This window comes from Agromyces cucurbitae (assembly GCF_058349945.1).
Genome location: NZ_JBYRES010000001.1, coordinates 1,311,707 through 1,327,934 on the forward strand (window position 1 = coordinate 1,311,707; position 16,228 = coordinate 1,327,934).

At 71.7% G+C, this 16,228-nt stretch carries 19 protein-coding genes; 8 read left to right on the forward strand and 11 right to left on the reverse strand.

The genetic code is table 11. The annotated features are described in order from the left end of the window. Nucleotides 1–13 precede the first annotated feature (13 nt). Together AC3RJ6_RS06065 and AC3RJ6_RS06070 are read right to left on the reverse strand one after the other, a co-directional pair. Complete coding sequence (locus AC3RJ6_RS06065; protein ID WP_491426011.1) at nt 14–1,750, reverse strand: alpha/beta fold hydrolase; 1,737 nt, start codon at nt 1,748–1,750, stop codon at nt 14–16. A 157-nt stretch (nt 1,751–1,907) separates the two neighbouring features. Further along, nucleotides 1,908–2,762, reverse strand: coding sequence for a class I SAM-dependent methyltransferase (locus AC3RJ6_RS06070; RefSeq protein ID WP_491426012.1), 855 nt, complete (start codon nt 2,760–2,762; stop codon nt 1,908–1,910). A gap of 123 nt (nt 2,763–2,885) precedes the next feature. On the opposite strand from AC3RJ6_RS06070, the gene fosX reads away from it, so the two are divergent. Then, nucleotides 2,886–3,317 (forward strand): FosX/FosE/FosI family fosfomycin resistance hydrolase, encoded by a 432-nt coding sequence (fosX, locus tag AC3RJ6_RS06075; protein ID WP_491426013.1) that lies wholly within the window; start codon nt 2,886–2,888, stop codon nt 3,315–3,317. A 91-nt stretch (nt 3,318–3,408) separates the two neighbouring features. On the opposite strand, the gene AC3RJ6_RS06080 is transcribed toward fosX, so the two are convergent. Together AC3RJ6_RS06080 and AC3RJ6_RS06085 are read right to left on the reverse strand one after the other, a co-directional pair. After that, nucleotides 3,409–3,981, reverse strand: a complete 573-nt coding sequence (locus tag AC3RJ6_RS06080; RefSeq protein WP_491426014.1) for a hypothetical protein — start codon at nt 3,979–3,981, stop codon at nt 3,409–3,411. A 75-nt stretch (nt 3,982–4,056) separates the two neighbouring features. Then, nucleotides 4,057–4,710: an FMN-dependent NADH-azoreductase gene (locus tag AC3RJ6_RS06085; protein WP_491426015.1), complete on the reverse strand. Its 654-nt coding sequence runs from the start codon at nt 4,708–4,710 to the stop codon at nt 4,057–4,059. A 96-nt stretch (nt 4,711–4,806) separates the two neighbouring features. Here AC3RJ6_RS06085 and AC3RJ6_RS06090 point away from each other — a divergent pair, with 96 nt between their 5' ends. Then, nucleotides 4,807–5,265, forward strand: coding sequence for a MarR family winged helix-turn-helix transcriptional regulator (locus AC3RJ6_RS06090; protein WP_491426016.1), 459 nt, complete (start codon nt 4,807–4,809; stop codon nt 5,263–5,265). A 129-nt stretch (nt 5,266–5,394) separates the two neighbouring features. Here the strand turns inward: AC3RJ6_RS06090 and AC3RJ6_RS06095 are convergent, their stop codons facing one another. Then, nucleotides 5,395–6,693, reverse strand: a complete 1,299-nt coding sequence (locus AC3RJ6_RS06095; protein WP_491426017.1) for an MFS transporter — start codon at nt 6,691–6,693, stop codon at nt 5,395–5,397. Between the two features lie 102 nt (nt 6,694–6,795). Between AC3RJ6_RS06095 and AC3RJ6_RS06100 the strand changes: the two genes are divergently transcribed. After that, a complete protein-coding gene (locus AC3RJ6_RS06100) occupies nt 6,796–7,419 on the forward strand; it encodes a CGNR zinc finger domain-containing protein (RefSeq protein WP_491426018.1) in 624 nt (207 codons plus the stop codon). Nucleotides 7,420–7,446: 27 nt separating this feature from the next. On the opposite strand, the gene AC3RJ6_RS06105 is transcribed toward AC3RJ6_RS06100, so the two are convergent. Then, on the reverse strand, nt 7,447–7,824 hold the full coding sequence (locus AC3RJ6_RS06105) for a DUF4406 domain-containing protein (RefSeq protein WP_491426020.1): 378 nt from the start codon (nt 7,822–7,824) through the stop codon (nt 7,447–7,449). A 47-nt stretch (nt 7,825–7,871) separates the two neighbouring features. Here AC3RJ6_RS06105 and AC3RJ6_RS06110 point away from each other — a divergent pair, with 47 nt between their 5' ends. Further along, the gene (locus AC3RJ6_RS06110; RefSeq protein WP_491426021.1) at nt 7,872–8,639 is read left to right on the forward strand and encodes a DeoR/GlpR family DNA-binding transcription regulator; all 768 of its coding nucleotides are present in this window, start codon (nt 7,872–7,874) and stop codon (nt 8,637–8,639) included. 84 nt (nt 8,640–8,723) lie between these two features. Beyond that, on the forward strand, nt 8,724–9,341 hold the full coding sequence (locus AC3RJ6_RS06115; protein ID WP_491426022.1) for a 2'-5' RNA ligase family protein: 618 nt from the start codon (nt 8,724–8,726) through the stop codon (nt 9,339–9,341). Here AC3RJ6_RS06115 and AC3RJ6_RS06120 read toward each other — a convergent pair. The 3 genes from AC3RJ6_RS06120 to AC3RJ6_RS06130 all read right to left on the reverse strand — a co-directional run bounded on the left by AC3RJ6_RS06120 (nt 9,325) and on the right by AC3RJ6_RS06130 (nt 11,071). Further along, complete coding sequence (locus AC3RJ6_RS06120) at nt 9,325–10,110, reverse strand: DUF2306 domain-containing protein (protein WP_491426023.1); 786 nt, start codon at nt 10,108–10,110, stop codon at nt 9,325–9,327. The genes AC3RJ6_RS06115 and AC3RJ6_RS06120 overlap by 17 nt on opposite strands. A gap of 76 nt (nt 10,111–10,186) precedes the next feature. After that, nucleotides 10,187–10,399, reverse strand: a complete 213-nt coding sequence (locus tag AC3RJ6_RS06125) for a DUF2188 domain-containing protein (RefSeq protein WP_491426024.1) — start codon at nt 10,397–10,399, stop codon at nt 10,187–10,189. A gap of 234 nt (nt 10,400–10,633) precedes the next feature. Continuing rightward, nucleotides 10,634–11,071, reverse strand: coding sequence for an ester cyclase (locus tag AC3RJ6_RS06130; RefSeq protein ID WP_491426025.1), 438 nt, complete (start codon nt 11,069–11,071; stop codon nt 10,634–10,636). A 206-nt stretch (nt 11,072–11,277) separates the two neighbouring features. Here AC3RJ6_RS06130 and AC3RJ6_RS06135 point away from each other — a divergent pair, with 206 nt between their 5' ends. Next, entirely contained in the window at nt 11,278–11,517 is a 240-nt protein-coding gene (locus AC3RJ6_RS06135; protein ID WP_491426026.1) for a hypothetical protein, read from the forward strand. A gap of 39 nt (nt 11,518–11,556) precedes the next feature. On the opposite strand, the gene AC3RJ6_RS06140 is transcribed toward AC3RJ6_RS06135, so the two are convergent. Further along, complete coding sequence (locus AC3RJ6_RS06140) at nt 11,557–12,888, reverse strand: 6-phospho-beta-glucosidase (protein WP_491426027.1); 1,332 nt, start codon at nt 12,886–12,888, stop codon at nt 11,557–11,559. Continuing rightward, nucleotides 12,885–13,634 carry a DeoR/GlpR family DNA-binding transcription regulator gene (locus AC3RJ6_RS06145; protein WP_491426028.1) on the reverse strand — a complete coding sequence of 250 codons (750 nt, stop codon included), beginning with the start codon at nt 13,632–13,634 and terminating at the stop codon, nt 12,885–12,887. The genes AC3RJ6_RS06140 and AC3RJ6_RS06145 overlap by 4 nt, the downstream gene beginning before the upstream one ends. Before the next feature lie 137 nt (nt 13,635–13,771). Here AC3RJ6_RS06145 and AC3RJ6_RS06150 point away from each other — a divergent pair, with 137 nt between their 5' ends. Then, nucleotides 13,772–14,866, forward strand: a complete 1,095-nt coding sequence (locus AC3RJ6_RS06150) for a carbohydrate kinase family protein (RefSeq protein WP_491426030.1) — start codon at nt 13,772–13,774, stop codon at nt 14,864–14,866. Continuing rightward, a complete protein-coding gene (locus AC3RJ6_RS06155; protein ID WP_491426031.1) occupies nt 14,863–16,221 on the forward strand; it encodes an ABC transporter substrate-binding protein in 1,359 nt (452 codons plus the stop codon). Before AC3RJ6_RS06150 ends, AC3RJ6_RS06155 begins: the two co-directional genes overlap by 4 nt. The last annotated feature ends 7 nt before the right edge of the window (nt 16,222–16,228 follow it).

Consider the following 16,228-nt stretch of genomic DNA (forward strand, 5'->3'; position numbering starts at 1 on the left):
GCGGTCGCCCGGCTCAGATCGACCGCAGGAGCGCCCAGAACCCGAGGCCGGCCGCGGCGCCCGTGCCGACGGCGAACTTCGCCCCCTTCGCACGGCCCAGCCTGACGAGGCCGAATCCGGCGAGCCATCCGAGCCCGCCGAGAATGAGCCACGAGATCGGCGGGAGGCCGATGCCGCGGCTCGCGACGTGGAACGCCCGCCGGCCGAGGTCGGGTTTCGTCGCGGCATCCGGACCCGGCTCGCCGACGGGAGCGGCCTGCCGGGGTGCTTGCCCCTGCGGGGCATCGCCCGGCCCCGCGGTGAGATATCGGGCGATGTCGTCGAGCTGGTCGCGGCGCGCGAGGGCCGCGCCGTGACCTCCCGGCACCGTGAGGTTCTGGTCGATCGCGCGCCCCGAGATGTTCTCGAAGCCGTCGACGCCCGCCGTGCCGACGTCGGGGCTGCCGAGCCCGCGCAGCCACGAGCAGAGGATGCCCACGGGCACATCGAGGGTCGCGCGGTCGACGCGCACCTCGCCCGTCGTCCAGTCGCCGCCGCCGCGATGCCCGATCTGCTCGTTCTCGAACAACCGCTGCCAGCCGTACCGCCGGGGCAGCACCGTACCCGCGAGGTAGATGCGCTTGAACCGCATGGCCGGCACCCGGTCGAGCGCCTGCGCCATCATGTACGTGCCGTTCGAGTGTCCCGCGAAGACGAACGAGTCGGGGTCGCGCGTCGCGTACGCCTCGCCGTACAGGCGCAGGAACTCGTGCACCTTGCGACGCCGCGTGCCGGGCAGCGCGAACTCGAGCGCACTGAAGTACCCGGTGTCGGGGCTCACGACCTGCGCGCCGTCGTCGCCCGACGCCGTCGTGAACCCCGTGCCGAGGTCTTGCACCCAGGTGCCGAGCGCCGACGCGCGGATGCCGTGCAGGATGAACGCGGTCGGCGCGTGCACCGGCTCCTGCTCCTGCGCGACCTCCTCGTCGGGTCGGCCGAGGATCGCGTCCTTGAGCTGGCGATACCGCCGCTTCGGGTCGCGGGCGCGGTCGAGCGCGATGAGCCCGCCGTGGTCGGCCCCGGGGATCTCGTACACCTTCGTGCGCGGCATGAACTTCTGGTCGAGGATGTCGTCGTGCGTCACGAGGAAGTCGGAGGTGCCGAGGATCTGGATGACGCGCGGACGCATCGACTCGCCCGGCTGCCCGGTGCGGAAGGCCTCGAGCCAGCGGAGGCGCAGATCCGTGATCCAGTACCCGCCCGCCATGACCTTCTCGAAGGTGAAGTCGGCGAACGGCGTCGCGAGCGCATAGGCGAGGCGCCATCGCAGCGGGGTGCCCGGCGCGTCGGTGCGGTAGCCGGAGTTCGGACTGCCGAGCAGCACGAGCCGCTTGAGGTGCGTCGTCCATCGGCGCCCGGGCCGTTCGGGGGTCGCCGAGTCGAGCAGGTACGCGGCACGGGCGAGGATGCCGCCGAAACTGTGGCCCGCGACGATGATGCCGTCGGGCTCTTCGACATCGGTCGACAGCTCGCCCGACCAGTCGCGGATCTGGGCGGCGAGGCGGCGCACCACGTGATCGAGATCGACCCGCGACGTCGCCGTGAGTTCGTGCTCGAACACCTCCACCCGCCAGGTCGGTTCGAGGTCGGCGCGCAGCCGGTCGACGAGGGTCTGCCACGGCTGCCGGCCTGCGATCGACTTCGGCGGCAGTCCGGGCACGAAGACGAAGAGCCCTTTCGTCACGTTGGCGATGCCGGTGTACTCGGCCATGCGCGACCCCCTCGAACGCGTAGGTGCGCGATCAGGCTAGTCGGCGACGCCGTAGCGGGCACCCGGGCCAGCACCGAAACGCTCCCGACGGGCGCGAACCCCGTGAGCCGGTCGGTGGAACCGGCTCACGGGGTTGCGGCGCGTCGATCGGCAGCGGTCAACGACGGGTCGCGGTGACGACCAGGTACTCCCAGCGCATCGTGCCGTCGCCGTCGGCCTTCAGCTGCGTGTCGCCGAGCGCCGCGAGTGCGTCGTCGAGCGCCCGCACGGCGTCGGCGTCGTCGGCGATGCGGCGGTACACCGCGATCGTCGGGCCGTAGTTCGCCGTGAAGTAGTCGCGGAACTCGGCGCCCGTGGCGAAGTGGCCGATCGCGACCGAGTCGCGCTGCACCTCGACGCCGTCGACGGCATCGCCGAGCAGCTCGCGCACGTGCGCCTCGTCGCCCCACAGCGGGGCGGGCTGCGCACCCTCGGGCAGGGGCGCCGCGAACGGCTTCATGGCCCGGAACATCCGGCCGATGAATCCCTCGGGCGTCCAGCTGAGCACGCCGACGCGGCCGCCGGGGCGCACGACGCGCACGAGCTCGCCCGCCGCCGCTTCGTGGTGCGGGGCGAACATGATGCCGATCGACGAGATCGCCGCGTCGAACGCGCCGTCGTCGAAGGGCAGCCGCTCGGCGTCGGCCTCGACCCATTCGAGCTCGACGCCGGCGTCGGCCGCGTTGCGTCGGCCGGCCTCGAAGAGCTCGGGCACGAGGTCGCTCGCGGTGACGACGGCGCCCCGCTGGGCGGCGCGGATCGCGGCACTGCCGGTGCCCGCCGCGATGTCGAGCACACGGTCGCCCGCGTTCACGCCCGTCGCGTCGACGAGCTTCGCGCCGAGCGGCCAGACGAGGTCGGCCGCGACGGCCGGGTAGTCGCCCGACGCCCACATGCTGCGGTGCTTCGCTTTGAGTTCGCGGTCGGCCTCGCTGCCGATGCCGGTCGAGATGGTCGGGTTGGATTCGGTCATCGGGGGCTCCTTCAATCGGGTGATGACAACAGGAGCGAGTGTCGGCGCGGCCGTGGAGCGCCGCATCCGTGCGTGCACGGAGATCGGGCTCAGGGACGCAGGCGCCTCGCGTAGCCTGACCCGGTGACCAGCAGCGGACTCAGCCATGTGACCTTCATCGTGCGCGACCTCGACCGCATGGAGCGCATCCTCACCGAGGTGCTCGGCGCGGTGCGCGTCTACGACAGCGGCAGCGCGACGTTCTCGCTCTCGGAGGAGCGGTTCTTCCTCGTCGGCGAGGGCGAGTCGGCGACGTGGGTGGCGACGATGCTCGGCGAGGGCGGGATGCCGCGCAGCTACAACCACGTCGCGTTCCAGGTCGAGCGGGCCGACCTGCCCGGCCTGCGTGCGAAGGTCGTGGAGCTCGGTCTCGACGTGCGCCCGCCGCGCTCGCGCGTCGACGGCGAGGGCGCATCGGTCTACTTCTACGACGACGACGGACACCTGTTCGAGCTGCACGCCGGCTCGCTGCGCGAGCGCCTCGCCGTCTACGCGCCCGCACCCTCCGTGGGTTGAGGAGCGCCGACGCGAAGCGGCGACGCGTCTCGAAACCGCCGGGCGCTCGTCGACGGCGAGGTGTGGTCTCGACAGCTGTGCCAGTTCCGCCTCACGATGAGGCGGAACTGGCATTGCGTCGGCGCGCGACCCCATCGGCCGTCGACCGGGCCGGCCTGACCGCCAGTGTGCGGAGCATCGCGGCGTAGATCGCGATCGCGAGCGTCGTGAACGCGTAGAGCACGACGGCCTGCAGCGCGTACGCGGGGTAGTCGATGACCCAGAGCGGGGCCGAGGGGTCGGTCGCGGCATCCGGGTTGTCGTGCACGTAGGGCACGGCCTCGGCGAGGAGGTACCCGACCGCCTGTCCCGCGCCGTAGACGAGCACGAGCACGCCGAGCGCGAGCCACGCCTGCCCGGTGCGACGGCGCCAGACGTCGCGGGCCGCCCGCATCGCCGTGCGGGGCTGCCAGGTGCCGGCGACGGGTGCCCCGATCGCGTTCAGCACGGGTGCGAGCACGACGGCGGCGATGAGCAGGGCGAACAGCAGCGGCATCCCCACCATCAGCAACGATTCGCTGCCCGCGCGACTGCGCATGAGCTGGGGCGTGAGCATGAGGGCGAAGAGCGGCAGGCACCCGACGGCGACCGCCGCCCACCCGCGCAGGAACGTGACGATTGGCATGCCTCGAGCCAAGCGGACCGGTGCGGGTGGGCGGTATCGGGTGAACCCCCGAATGCCCGGGCGGGGCGCCGCGAGTCAGGCAGCGGCCGCCCGCGCGTCGCGGCCGAACTCGGCGCCCAGCCGCCGGGCCTCGGCGTGCGCGGCGAGCCGACCGGGCTCGGCGTCGGCGATCGCGAGGTTCGGCCGGAACTCGACCGAGTCGATCTCGTCGATGCCCGCCCAGCGCAGCCAGTTCTCGAAGAACGGGCGCTGGAAGTCGGCGCCGAACGCGGGCGGACGCCCCTCGCCGTAGACCGCGCCCGTGTAGACGACCGCGGCGCGCTTGCCCTCGAGCAGGCCCGAGTAGCCGGTCTCGCCGTCGAAGCCGAATACCCAGCCGGGCTGGCTCACGACGTCGATGAACTGCTTCGCGATGTAGGGCACGCCCGAGTTCCACATGGGCAGGCTGAACAGGTAGAGGTCGGCCGCGTCGAAGCGCTCGAACGCGAGGCGGGCGCGGTGCCACGCGATCTCCTCGGCGCCCTCGGGCTCGTCGCCCGCGAACACGCGCATCTTGGCGCCCGCCCCGTCGGGGCCGAAGGCGGGCAGCGATCCGTCCCAGAGGTTCCAGTGCTCGACGGTCGCGTGGGGCGAGGCCTGCTCGAACGCATCGACGAAGGCCTGGGCGATGGCGAGCGAGTGGGATGCCCCACCGCGAGGGGAGGCGGAGATGTGCAGGAGCGTGGTCATGGCTCGGTCCCTTCAAGTGTGTGCACGCGCACATAAGTTGAACGAGAGCGAGTCTGACATATGTGTGCGCACGCACGCAAGTGATAGGGTTCGGGCATGAGCAAGCCGAGTGACGCCGAACGCGCCTGGGAGTCCCTGCTGCGCCTGCATGCCGCCGTGCTGCCGCGCCTCGAGCGGGCGGTCGCGACCGAAGGCGGACTGCCCCTCAGCTGGTACGACGTGCTGCTCGAGCTGCACGACGAGGGCGGCCCCCTGACGATGGGCCAGCTGGGGGAGCGGGTCGTGCTCAGCCGCACTCGGGTGAGCCGCCTCGTCGACGACCTCGTGGCGGCGGGGCTCGTCGCGCGCAAGGCGAACCCCGACGACCGGCGTTCGGCCCACGCGGTGCTCACCGCCGAGGGCCGGCGGCGGTTTCTCGCCGGGGCGAAGGCCTACCTGCCGGCGATCGACCGCGAGCTCGCGCCCGCCGGCGCCGACGGCGTTCGCGCGCTCGCCGAGGCGCTCGAGGGGGCGCTCGCCGCGATCGACCCGAGCGCGCCGATCCGCCGCCGATAACCTGAGCAACGCTTCCGCTGGTTGAGGAGCGCCGACGCGGAGCGGCGACGCGTCTCGAAACCACGGTGAGTCGCTTTCAGAGACCGGATCATCAGGTTTCGAGACGCGTGCTCCTTCGTCGCTCGCTCCTCAACCAGCGGAAGCCGCGGCGACCGCGGATGCCTCCTGCTCACGCCGCTCGGCGATCGCGAGGTCGGTCGGGTCGCCGACGCGCGGCAGCGGCCCGAGGGCGACCCAGATCACGGCCGAGAAGGTGAACAGCACGCCGATCAGGATGCCGATCTGCGTGCCGACGAGCTCGCCGACGAGGCCGCCCGCGGCGGCGCCGAACGCGATCGTGCCGTACGACACCCAGCGCATGCTCGCGTTCACGCGGCCGAGCAGGTGGTCGGGGGTGCGCAGCTGCCGGATGGTGATGAGAATGACGCTCGAGAGCGTCGCACCGGCGTCGCCCACCGCGAACACGAGGCCGAGCACGATCACGAGCGTCGGAGCCCCCCACGAGGCATCCGCGACCGGCAGCAGGAGCAGCACGACGCACTCGGCGATCGCGGTGAGCAGGATGGGGCGGCCCGCCCCGAACCGGCGCACGAGCGGCCCGGCGAGCAGTGAGCCGGCGAGGGCGCCGGTCGCGCCGATCGCGAGGATGAGGCCGACCTGGAACGCGTCGAGGCCGAGCTCGTCGACGGCGTGCAGCAGGAAGAGCACCATGACCCACTGGATGAACGGGTTGTAGAGCGCCGAGAAGCCGAGGTTCGCGACGAGGTACTTGTCGCGCCGCACGTACGACAGGCCCTCGCGCAGCTCGGTCGTGAAGCCGGCACGGCGGGTCGACGGCGACTCGGGCGCGCGGATGCCGCTGACCGAGACCGCCGACACGACGTAGCCGACCGCCGTGACGAGCAGGGCGAACGGGGCGGTGATGAGCTGCACGAGCATGCCGCCGAGGCCCGGCCCGCCGACCTGCACGGCGGCCGCGGTCGCCGCGAGGCGCGAGTTCGCGCGCTCGAGCCCCGAGGGCGGCACGACGCTCGGCACGATCGACTGGTACGAGACCTCGAAGAGCACCGTGAAGCAGCCGATCGCCGCCGCGAGCAGCAGCAGTGCGGGCGTCGTCAGCACGCCGGCGACCGCCGTGACGATGATCGCGACGGTCAGTGCGGCACGGCCCCAGTCGGAGACGACGATCATCGGGCGGCGCCGGTGCCGGTCGACGAGCACGCCGAGGGGCAGTGCGAGCAGCAGGAACGGCAGCCAGCGCGCGACGCCGAGGAGGCCCAGCTCGAGGGCGGACGCGTTGAGCATGAGCACGGCGAGCAGCGGCAGGGCGAGCTCGGCGACCTGCGCGGCGGCGACGCCCGCGCCCTGCGCGACCCAGAGGCGCGAGAAGTCGGCCGGCAGGCGCGTGCGGCGCGGAGTGCCGCGCACCGCGGCCCTGCGGTTGCTAACGGATGATCGAGCAAGCATGCATTACACACTGGCAGACGGAATCGAATGCGTAAAGCCCGAAACAGGCATTAGTATCGATTCATGGCGATTCCGGTCATCTATCGACGGCGCGAGCGGCCCTTCGCGCAGATCGCCGGTGCCGTCGGGCTCGACCTGATGAACACCGTGTTCGAGCGTCGGGCGCCCGACGAATTCGTCGACTACCTCGTCGACTACGACGACGTCGTGCGATTCGCCGAGCAGTCGGGGCTCGTCGATGCGTCGCAGGCTGCTGCGCTGCGGAAGCTCGCGGCGGAGCATCCGATCGAGGCTGCCGACGAGTGGGCGCGCGTGCGCGACCTGCGCGAGACGCTCTACGCCGTCTGCTACGAGGGCGCGCCGAGCGACCCGGTCACGCGGGTGCACGCCGAGGCGGTCGCCTCGGGCTCGCTCGTGCGGGCCGGCGACGGGTGGGCCTGGAGCTTCGACATCGACCTCGCGCTGCCGCGCCGCCGCCTCGCGCTCGCCGCCGTCGACCTGCTGCTGCGCGACGACCTCGACCGGCTCTCGCAGTGCGCCGACACCGTGTGCGGCTGGGTCTTCCTCGACACCTCGCCGCGGCACAACCGCCGCTGGTGCGTCGCCTCCGACTGCGGCAACCGCAACCGCGTGCGCGACTTCTACGCGCGCAAGCAGGTGGCCGGGTCCGGCGGGGACGCCGAGTAGCGCCCCGCCGGCCGGTCGGCCGTGGCGTCAGGCCGCAGCCGCAATGCCCGGCACCTCGTCGAGCGAGTAATAGACGGGGATGCCGCGACCCTGTGCGATCGCGACGTCCTGGTCGGCCCCGCGCGACTCGCCCGGCAGTCGCAGCACGGCATCGCAGAGCTGCAGGAGACGCTCGGCCGTCGGGTACATGACCTCGGCCGCCAGCGGATCGCTCGGCCCGCTCGCCCCGGCGCTCGAGAGCACGGGGAGTGCCACCCATTCGCCGATCATGGGCACGTGGCCGGCGCGGAAGATCGGCCAGGCCGCCTCCTCGAGGCGCTGCAGGTTCTTCGCCATCAATTCGGGGTCGCCACCCGTGCCCGAGGCGTAGGGGCCGGCGATCAGGATCATCATGGGCTTGCTCATATCCGGCACAATACTGCAGAATCGTGAAAGAACAGGAAGGAATCGGAATGCTCGCCGCTGCACGCAAAGACCTGCTCCTCGAGCGACTCCGTCGAGACGGACGCGTCGTCGCCAAGGAGATGGCGCTCGAGCTCGGGCTGTCGGAAGACAGCATCCGACGCGACCTGCGCGAGCTCGACGCCGCCGGCCTGGCCGTGCGCGTGTACGGCGGCGCCCTGCCGGCCTCGCCGGCCGTCGCCGACTACGCGACCCGCACGCACGTGGCCACCGAGAGCAAGCGTCTCGTCGCGGCGACCGCCGTCGGGCTCATCGAACCCGGCGCCACCGTGATCGTCGACGGCGGCACCACGGCGCTCGCCGTGGTCGACGCGCTGCCGACGACGCTCGAGTGCACCGTCATCACGCACAGCCCGACGGTGGCGAGCCGGCTGCTCGACCACGCGGCCGAGGTGTTCCTCATCGGCGGCCGGTTGTTCAAGCACTCCGCCGTGGCCTGCGGTGCCGCGGCCGTCGAGGCGGCCGGCATGATCAGCGCCGACCTCTTCCTGCTCGGCGTCACCGGGGTGCACCCGACCGCGGGCCTGACGACCGGCGACGCCGACGAGGCCGCGATGAAGCGCGCCCTCGCATCACGTGCCGCCGAGACCTACGTGCTCGCGAGCGCCGAGAAGATCGGCACCGCCTCCCGTTACCCGGTCGTGCCGCTCGACGCCGTCGCCGGAATCATCACCGACGGCGAGCCCGGCAACCCGGCGCTCGGCGAACTCGCCGCGGCAGGTGTGCCGATCATCGCGCCCGACGCGCACGCACGCTGACTCGGGCGTGGGTCGGCCTTCTGGGCGGGCCGCTCGGCCGTAGCATCGGGGGTGGGAAGCGAGGTGCGGATGGTACGAGCATTCATGACCGATCCTTCGATGCTCGAGTCACTCGAAGGACAGCAGTACCTCGTCATCCGGCCCGAAGGCGACGTCGCTTCCTGCTACCGCGCCGAGCAGGCGCGATTGCTCGGCCTGTCTCCCGAAGGCGTCACCCATCCGCACACCGGGCACGTCACGCTTCGCGGCTTCTTCGAGCCTCAGCGTCGTGATGAACTCGCCGCAGCGCTCGCCGTCTGGGCCGCACGCCAGGCGCCGATCGAGCTCCGACTCGACGCCATCGATGGGTTTCCGCCGCCGTTCCAGATCGTCATCGCCCGGCTCGAGCGTACGAGCTCGCTGGTCGACGCATATGGGAGCCTCACGACGATGCTCGATGCCACCGACTTCACTCGGATCGGTGAGCTGCCGCTCGATGAATGGGTGTTCCACATGTCGCTCGCCTACGCCGCGAACGTCGGCGAACGCGAGTGGGCCGGCCTGCTCGAGCTCGGTCGACGAGACTTTCCCGGCCGCCCCACCGAGATCGCGCTGACTGCGGAGTTCGTCTCGTATGAGAACGGCGTCGAGCACCGCGCGGTAGTCCAGCTCGGTGCGCCGATGGCGAGGCCGACTGCATCGAGTATCACGCCGGCCCGGTGACGGCGCCGGCCTGGCGCCAGAACCCCGGGAGTCCGCGTCGGGCGATCAGCCACTCGGCGACGACGAGGTTCGGCACCCAGCAGAGGAACGGCACGGCAGCGTAGGCGTTCGCGAACACAGCGTCGAAGTCGGTGCCTTCGGTGAGGAACGGCACCTGCACGAGCAGCAGCAGCGGCAGCCAGATGCGCAGGGTCACGGCGGCGTACGTGAGCGCGAAGTTGCGCATCATCCAGGCGCGATGCGTGGCGACGTCGCGCCGGCGGATCGCGCGGTACGCGAGCCACCCCGTCACGAGCCAGAGCACCCCGAGCCCGCCGAAGCCGAAGAGGCCGACGAGTCCGGCGTCGTTGACGGGCGCGATGACGAGTGCGGCGATGCCGCCGATGCCGATCGCGGCGAGGTACGTGCGTCCGATCCACCGGTGCACGCGCGGATGCCGGTCGCGCAGGCCGCGCCAGAACTGCAGCGGGCCGAGCACGAGCGCGATGCCGCCGCCGAGGATGTGTGCGTAGAACGCGATCTGGATGGGCAGCGGCTGTTCGGCGTAGTTGCCGGCGAGGCCGCCCGACCGCGACTCGGCGAGTTCGCGCAGCGGAGCAGTGAGGTAGGGCATGACCGCGAACGCGGCGATGCCGAGCGACGAGAGCAGCACCCAGGTCCAGGCGACGCGCGTCGTGGTGCGGCGGGGCACAGGGGAGGCCACGGGGGTGTCGCCCGGCGTGCCCGGGCGGTCGGGAGCGGCGGTCTTCTGAGCGGTCTCGGTGGTCACAGCGGCAAGCTACGACCGCGCCGATCGGGCCGACAGGGGGCGAACCCCCGATTCGGATGGGCGGTTCTCGCCCGTCTCAGCGCTCGGAGGCACTGTCCTCGTCGGTGATGGCACCCGTCGGCTCGGCGTCGGTCACGATGTGCCGCGTGCCCATCGCCGCGGCCAGGCGTGCGCCCTCCTCGACGGCCTCCTCGCGGCTGGCGAAGCTCTGCGAGAGCTCGGGGTCGCCTTCGACGTGGTTCTCCCACTGACCGCGATTCGAGCGCGTCTCGATGTCGCCCTTGGCCATGTCGTTCCTCCTCGGTGTGGTCATGTGGTCGCGCGGGGTGTGGTCGTGTGGTCATGTGGCCGACGTCCCGAAACGAACACTCCTTACCCCGGCCGCGACGAGGCCGGCGCACTCGTGCCGGTGACGGCCACGGTCGACAAGGTACGCCGGCCACGAGGCATCCGCACCGGGGTTGACGCCCGCGGCCGCCGTCGCCGCCGTCGCGGGCGAGCGGACGAGCCGCCGAGCGGCCGATCAGCCGCGCAGCCGCTCGAGCGCGCCCGTCTGCGCGAGCATCGCGAAGCGGTCGGGCACGCCCCAGTGCTCGACGATGCGGCCGTTGACGACGCGCGCGACGTCGAACACGGTGATCGAGATCGCGCGGCCGGTCGGCGGGCCGATGAACGGGCCCGTCTGCGTGCCGGTCGCCGTTGCGCGGGTCCAGACCGTGTCGCCCTGCACGACCCAGTCGTCGACGGCGAGCCTGAAGTCGGGCATGCCGCGGTGCAGGTCGTCGATGCCGCGCTTGATCTTCTCGATCGACTCGGCGGGCGTGCCGCGGAAGCCGAACTGGTGCTCGACGAAGTCGGGCGAGCAGAGCTCGTCGACGACGCGGGTGTCGCCGCCCGAGAATCCCTCGCGCAGCAGCCGGTCGAGGACGAGGTACGGCTCCGGAGGCTGATCGGTGTTCATGAGGCGCTCCTCTCGCCGGCCGGGCCGCCACCGCCGGTCATGCGGACGCGGCGACGTCGCCGCACCTCTCAGTGTCGCGCCGAGGAGCCGACCCGTCCAGATGAACTCGAGGATTCGTCAGCGACCGATGGTCGGCGCCGACGGACGTCTATGCTTCCGTCGACGGCCCACTACAGTGCCGCATCCATCGACCGAGGAGGCCGGACGTGGGAACCACAGCGGCCGTCGTCGTCTGGATCGCGTTGGCCATCGTCGGCGGCACGAGTCTTGTCGTGTACCGGCGCCCGGTCGCACGCTGGTATCGCGACGTCTACACGAGAACCCTCGGCGGCCCGAAGTCGCGAATGGCCCGAAGGTTCACGCCTTCGACGGTGGCGTTCGTCGGTACGTGCTGGGCGCTCATGGGCGTCTTCCTCGGCCTGAATTACTTCGTGTGGTCGAGATGACCCGGCTGCCGACGATCTCTCCGCCGAGTCGCCGCGCGCCTACCGCGTGAGCGTCTCGCCGATCTCGGGGAACGCCTGGCTGTAGCGGTCGACGAGCGAACGCGCGACCTCGACCGAGTCGACGAGCGGGTGCGCGGCGAAGCCGCGCCACGCGAGCTCGCGCGACCGCTCGTGCACGGCGCCGATCACGAGGCGCTCGGCCGACTTCACCTGGGTCATGAGGCCCAGCATGTCGCCGCGCACGGGTGCGATCGGCCACGGGTGCACGCCGTCGGCGTCGACGACGCAGCCGACCTCCACCACCGCGTCCTCGGGCAGCTGCGGCACGAGGGCGTTGTTGCGCACGTTGAGGATCATGGTCGACGGGCGGCCGGTCGCGAGCGCCGCCATGAGATCGAGCGCGACCTGGTGGTAGCCGCCGCCGTCGACGTCGGAGGCGTGCCGCTCCTCGTCGGCGTCGCGGCTCTCGGCCATGTAGCTCGACTCGCGATCGTGGCGCGCCTGCAGCCAGGTCGCGAGCGGGTCGTCGCCGGGCGCCGAGTAGAACGCGGCCTGCTGGCGGTCGATGAACTCGCCGCGCGTCGACGACGCCTCGCGGATGCGGGCCGTCGCCTCGCGTGTGAAGTAGTAGTAGTACAGGTACTCGTTCGGCAGCGCGCCGATCGCGCGCACCCAGTCGAAGCCCATGAGCCTCGCCTCTTCGATCGTCTCGAGCGAGGCATCCGACTCGAGCAGGCGCGGCAGCAGGTCGTCGTCGCCGGCCGTGACCGACCGCAGCCAGCCGAGGTGGTTGAGCCCGACGTAGTCGAACGAGATCGCGTCGGCCGAGGCGCCCGTCGCCGCGGCGGCGCGGCGCATGAGCCCGATCGGGGTGTCGCAGATGCCGACGACGCGGTCGCCGAGCACGCGCTGCATCGCCTCGGTCACGATGCCCGCCGGGTTCGTGAAGTTGATGACCCACGCCTCGGGGGCGACCCGGCGGATCGTCTCGGCGAGCCGGGTCATGAACGGCACCGTGCGCAACGCGTAGGCGAGGCCGCCCGGACCGACGGTCTCCTGGCCGAGCACGCCGAGCTCGAGCGCCGTGCGCTCGTCGAGGATTCGGCCGGCGGTGCCGCCGATGCGCACGGCGCTGAAGACGAAGTCGGCGCCGCTCAGCGCCTCGGCGAGGTCGGTCGTCGTCGTGATCGCGGGCACGTGCCGGCGCGTCTGCGCGAGCCGGGCCACGATCGCCCCGATCGTCTCGAGCCGCGATGCGCTCACGTCGTACAGCGCGAGCTCGTCGATGCGCACGGGCGCGTCGTCGGCCGCGACCGCCTCGAACACCTGGGGCACGCGGAACCCGCCGCCGCCGATGATGGTGAGCTTCACGCCGTCATCACCTCGACTCCCTGCTCGCGGAGCAGGTCGAGGGTCGCGGCATCCGCATCGTCGTTGGTGACGACCGTCGAGATCTGCTCGGGCCCGCACACGCTCAGCACCCCGACGCCGGGGAACTTCGAGGCGTCGGCCAGCACGACAGTGCGCTGCGAGGACTCGATCATGGCCCGCTTCACGGGAACCTCCATGCCGGTCGTGTCGCTGATGGTGCCGTCGGCGCGGATGCCGCTCGTGCCGAGGAAGCACGTCGTCGCGCGGATCTGCGCGAGCGCCTGCTCGGTGAGCGTGCCGATCATCGAGTTGTAGTTCTTGCGCACGGCGCCGCCGAGCACGATGAGCTCGACGACGTCGTCGTCGCGCAGCTCGTCGATGACCGCGAGGCTCGAGGTGATGACCGTGATGCGCCGGCCCCGCAGCTGCGCCGCGAGCAGGGCGGTGGTCGTGCCGATGTCGATGATGACCACGTCGCCCTCCGACACGAGTTCGGCCGCGCGCTCGGCGACGCGCAGCTTCTCGGGCGCGTGCTGGCGCTCGACGTCGGTGAACGGGATCTGGTCGGGCTCGATGCTGCCGCCGCCGCGCACGCGCCGCAGGAGCCCCTCGGCGCTCAGCGCATTGAGGTCGCGGCGGATCGTCGAGAGCGAGACGCCGAACTGCACGGCGAGCTCTTCGACGGTGACTTCGCCGTCGGCGCGCAGGGAGTTCAGGATCTGAGCCTGTCTCGTAGCTGTGAGCATGAGCATGATGCTAGCAGTCAACTTCGAGCATGAATCGACGATTTCGAGCATGAATTGACGCAGAACCGTTCATTCGAGAGTATGTTCAGTCAAAGCCGATCTCGCGATCGCGCTGGTGATGCAATCGAGGAGGATGCGTGGCAGAACGGGTCGCCGACGGCACCGTCGACGTGCTGCTCACCGGGCCGGTGTTCTTCGACCTGGTGATGACCGGCGTGGCCGGAACCCCGCGCCCGGGCACCGAGGTCTACGCCGACGGCCTCGCCTCGAGCCCCGGCGGCGTCGCCAACCTCGCCGTCGCGACCGCCCGCCTCGGGCTCGGCACGTCGCTCGCCGCGACGCTCGGCGACGACGTCTACGGTCGCTGGTGCTGGGAGTTCCTCGGCGACCGCGAGGGCATCGACCTCGGCCGCTCGCGCCTCGTACCGGGCTGGCCGACCCCGGTCACGGTCTCGATCGCCTCGGGGGGCGACCGCAGCATGGTCACCCGCGAAGAACCGTCGCCGTTCAGCGCCGGCGAGCTCGTCGGCGACGATCCGCGCGCACGCGCCGCGTTCGTCGACCTCGGTACCGCCCGCGGCGGCCGCGGCGACGACTGGTGGCGCACCGCCGCCCGCGCGGGCACGAAGGTCTTCGCCGACCTCGCCTGGGATCCGAGCGAACGATGGGATCCGGCCGACCTGCGCCCGCTCGCCGACTGCTACGCCTTCACCCCGAACGAGACCGAGGCGATGGCCTACACGCGCACCGACTCCGCCGTCGCGGCGGCCCGCGCACTCGCCCGACTCGTGCCGCTCGTCGTCGTCACCCGCGGAGAGCGCGGCGCGATCGCGATCGACGCCGGCAGCGGCGACGCGGTCGAGGTGCCGGCGGTGCCCGCGAACGGGCGGGATGCCACGGGCGCCGGTGACGTCTTCGCCGCCGCGTTGATCTTCGGAACCCTGCACGAACTGCCGCTCGCCGAGCGCCTCTCGTTCGCGGCGCTGTGCGCGGCCCTCGCGGTCGAGCACGCGGGCGGCGCCGTCGGCGCGCCCGGCCGGGGCGACCTCGCCGACTGGTGGCAGCGCACGCGCGACGGCGACGACCGCGGGCTCGCGGCCCGCTTCGCGTTCATGGACGACGCCTTCCCCGAGGCATCCGGGCGCCGCAGAGCGGAGCTCACCTTCCCCTTCGCCGACTACGGCTCCACAGCGGCCCGGCGATCGAATCCCGAGAAGAGAGGTACATCATGAGACGGAACACCCGACTGACCGCGGTCGCGCTCGGCGGCGCCGCACTCGTCGTCGCGCTCACGAGCTGCGCCCCCGGCACCGGTGCCGACCCCGGCAGCACCGCCGACACGGGCGACATCAGCACCGACATCTCGGACGTGGGCGACGTCACCCTGACCGTGTGGGACCAGGAGGTGCGCGGCGGCCAGAACGAGCAGATGGAGCAGCTCAACGAAGCGTTCATGGAGAAGTACCCGAACGTCACGATCGACCGCAACTCGCAGTCGTTCGACGACCTCGCCACGACACTGCGGCTCGCCCTCACCGACGCCGACGCGCCCGACGTCGTGCAGGCGAACAACGGCCGCAACACGATGGGCCAGTTCGTCGCCGCCGACCAGCTGCGCCCGCTCGACGACTACGCCGAGGCCTACGGCTGGACCGACCGGTACTCGCCGTCGGTGCTGCAGTACTCGACGTACAGCGACGACGCGAAGGTGTTCGGTGACGGCAGCCTCTACGGCCTGCCCCAGGTCGGCGAGGTGGTCGGCGTCTTCTACTCGAAGCAGAAGCTCGAGGAGCTCGGCATCGAGGTGCCCGCCGACTGGAGCGAGTTCGACGCCGCGCTGAAGACCGCGAAGGACGCGGGGGAGACCCCGATGCTGCTCGGCAACATCGAGAAGTGGCCCGCGCTGCACGTGTTCGGCCCCGTGCAGGGCGACCACGTCGACGCCGAGGCCATCACCGACCTGGGCCTCGGCAACGCCGGCCAGAGCTGGACCACGCCCGAGAACGTCGCGGCCGCGAAGACCCTGCAGGACTGGGTCGACGCCGGCTACTTCAACGACGGCGTCAACGGCACCGACTACGACGCGGCCTGGCAGTCGCTCGCTGCGGGCGACGGCGTCTTCCTCATCGGCGGCTCGTGGCTCGCGGCCGACCTCGCCGACGCCATGGGCGACGACGTCGGGTTCTTCATCCCGAACACGGGCGACGGCACGCCCGCGACCACGGGCGGCACCGGCCTGCCGTTCACGATCACGTCGGCCGCCGACAACACCGACGTCGCGGCCGCCTACATCGACTTCATCACGAGCGACGAGGCGATGCAGGTGCTCGCCGACACCGGCAACCTGCCCGTCAACCGCACCGCCGAGCTCGCCCCGAGCGAGGGCGTGATGGCCGACGTGTTCACGGTGTTCGGCGACGTCACCGGCGACGGTGCGCTGCTGCCGTACCTCGACTACGCGACGCCGACGTTCGGCGACACGATGGGACAGGCGCTGCAGGACCTGCTCGCCGGGCAGACGACGCCCGAGCAGTTCACCGAGACCCTCGAGGCCGACTACTCGGAGTTCGTCGCGAGCAATGAGTGACGGCACG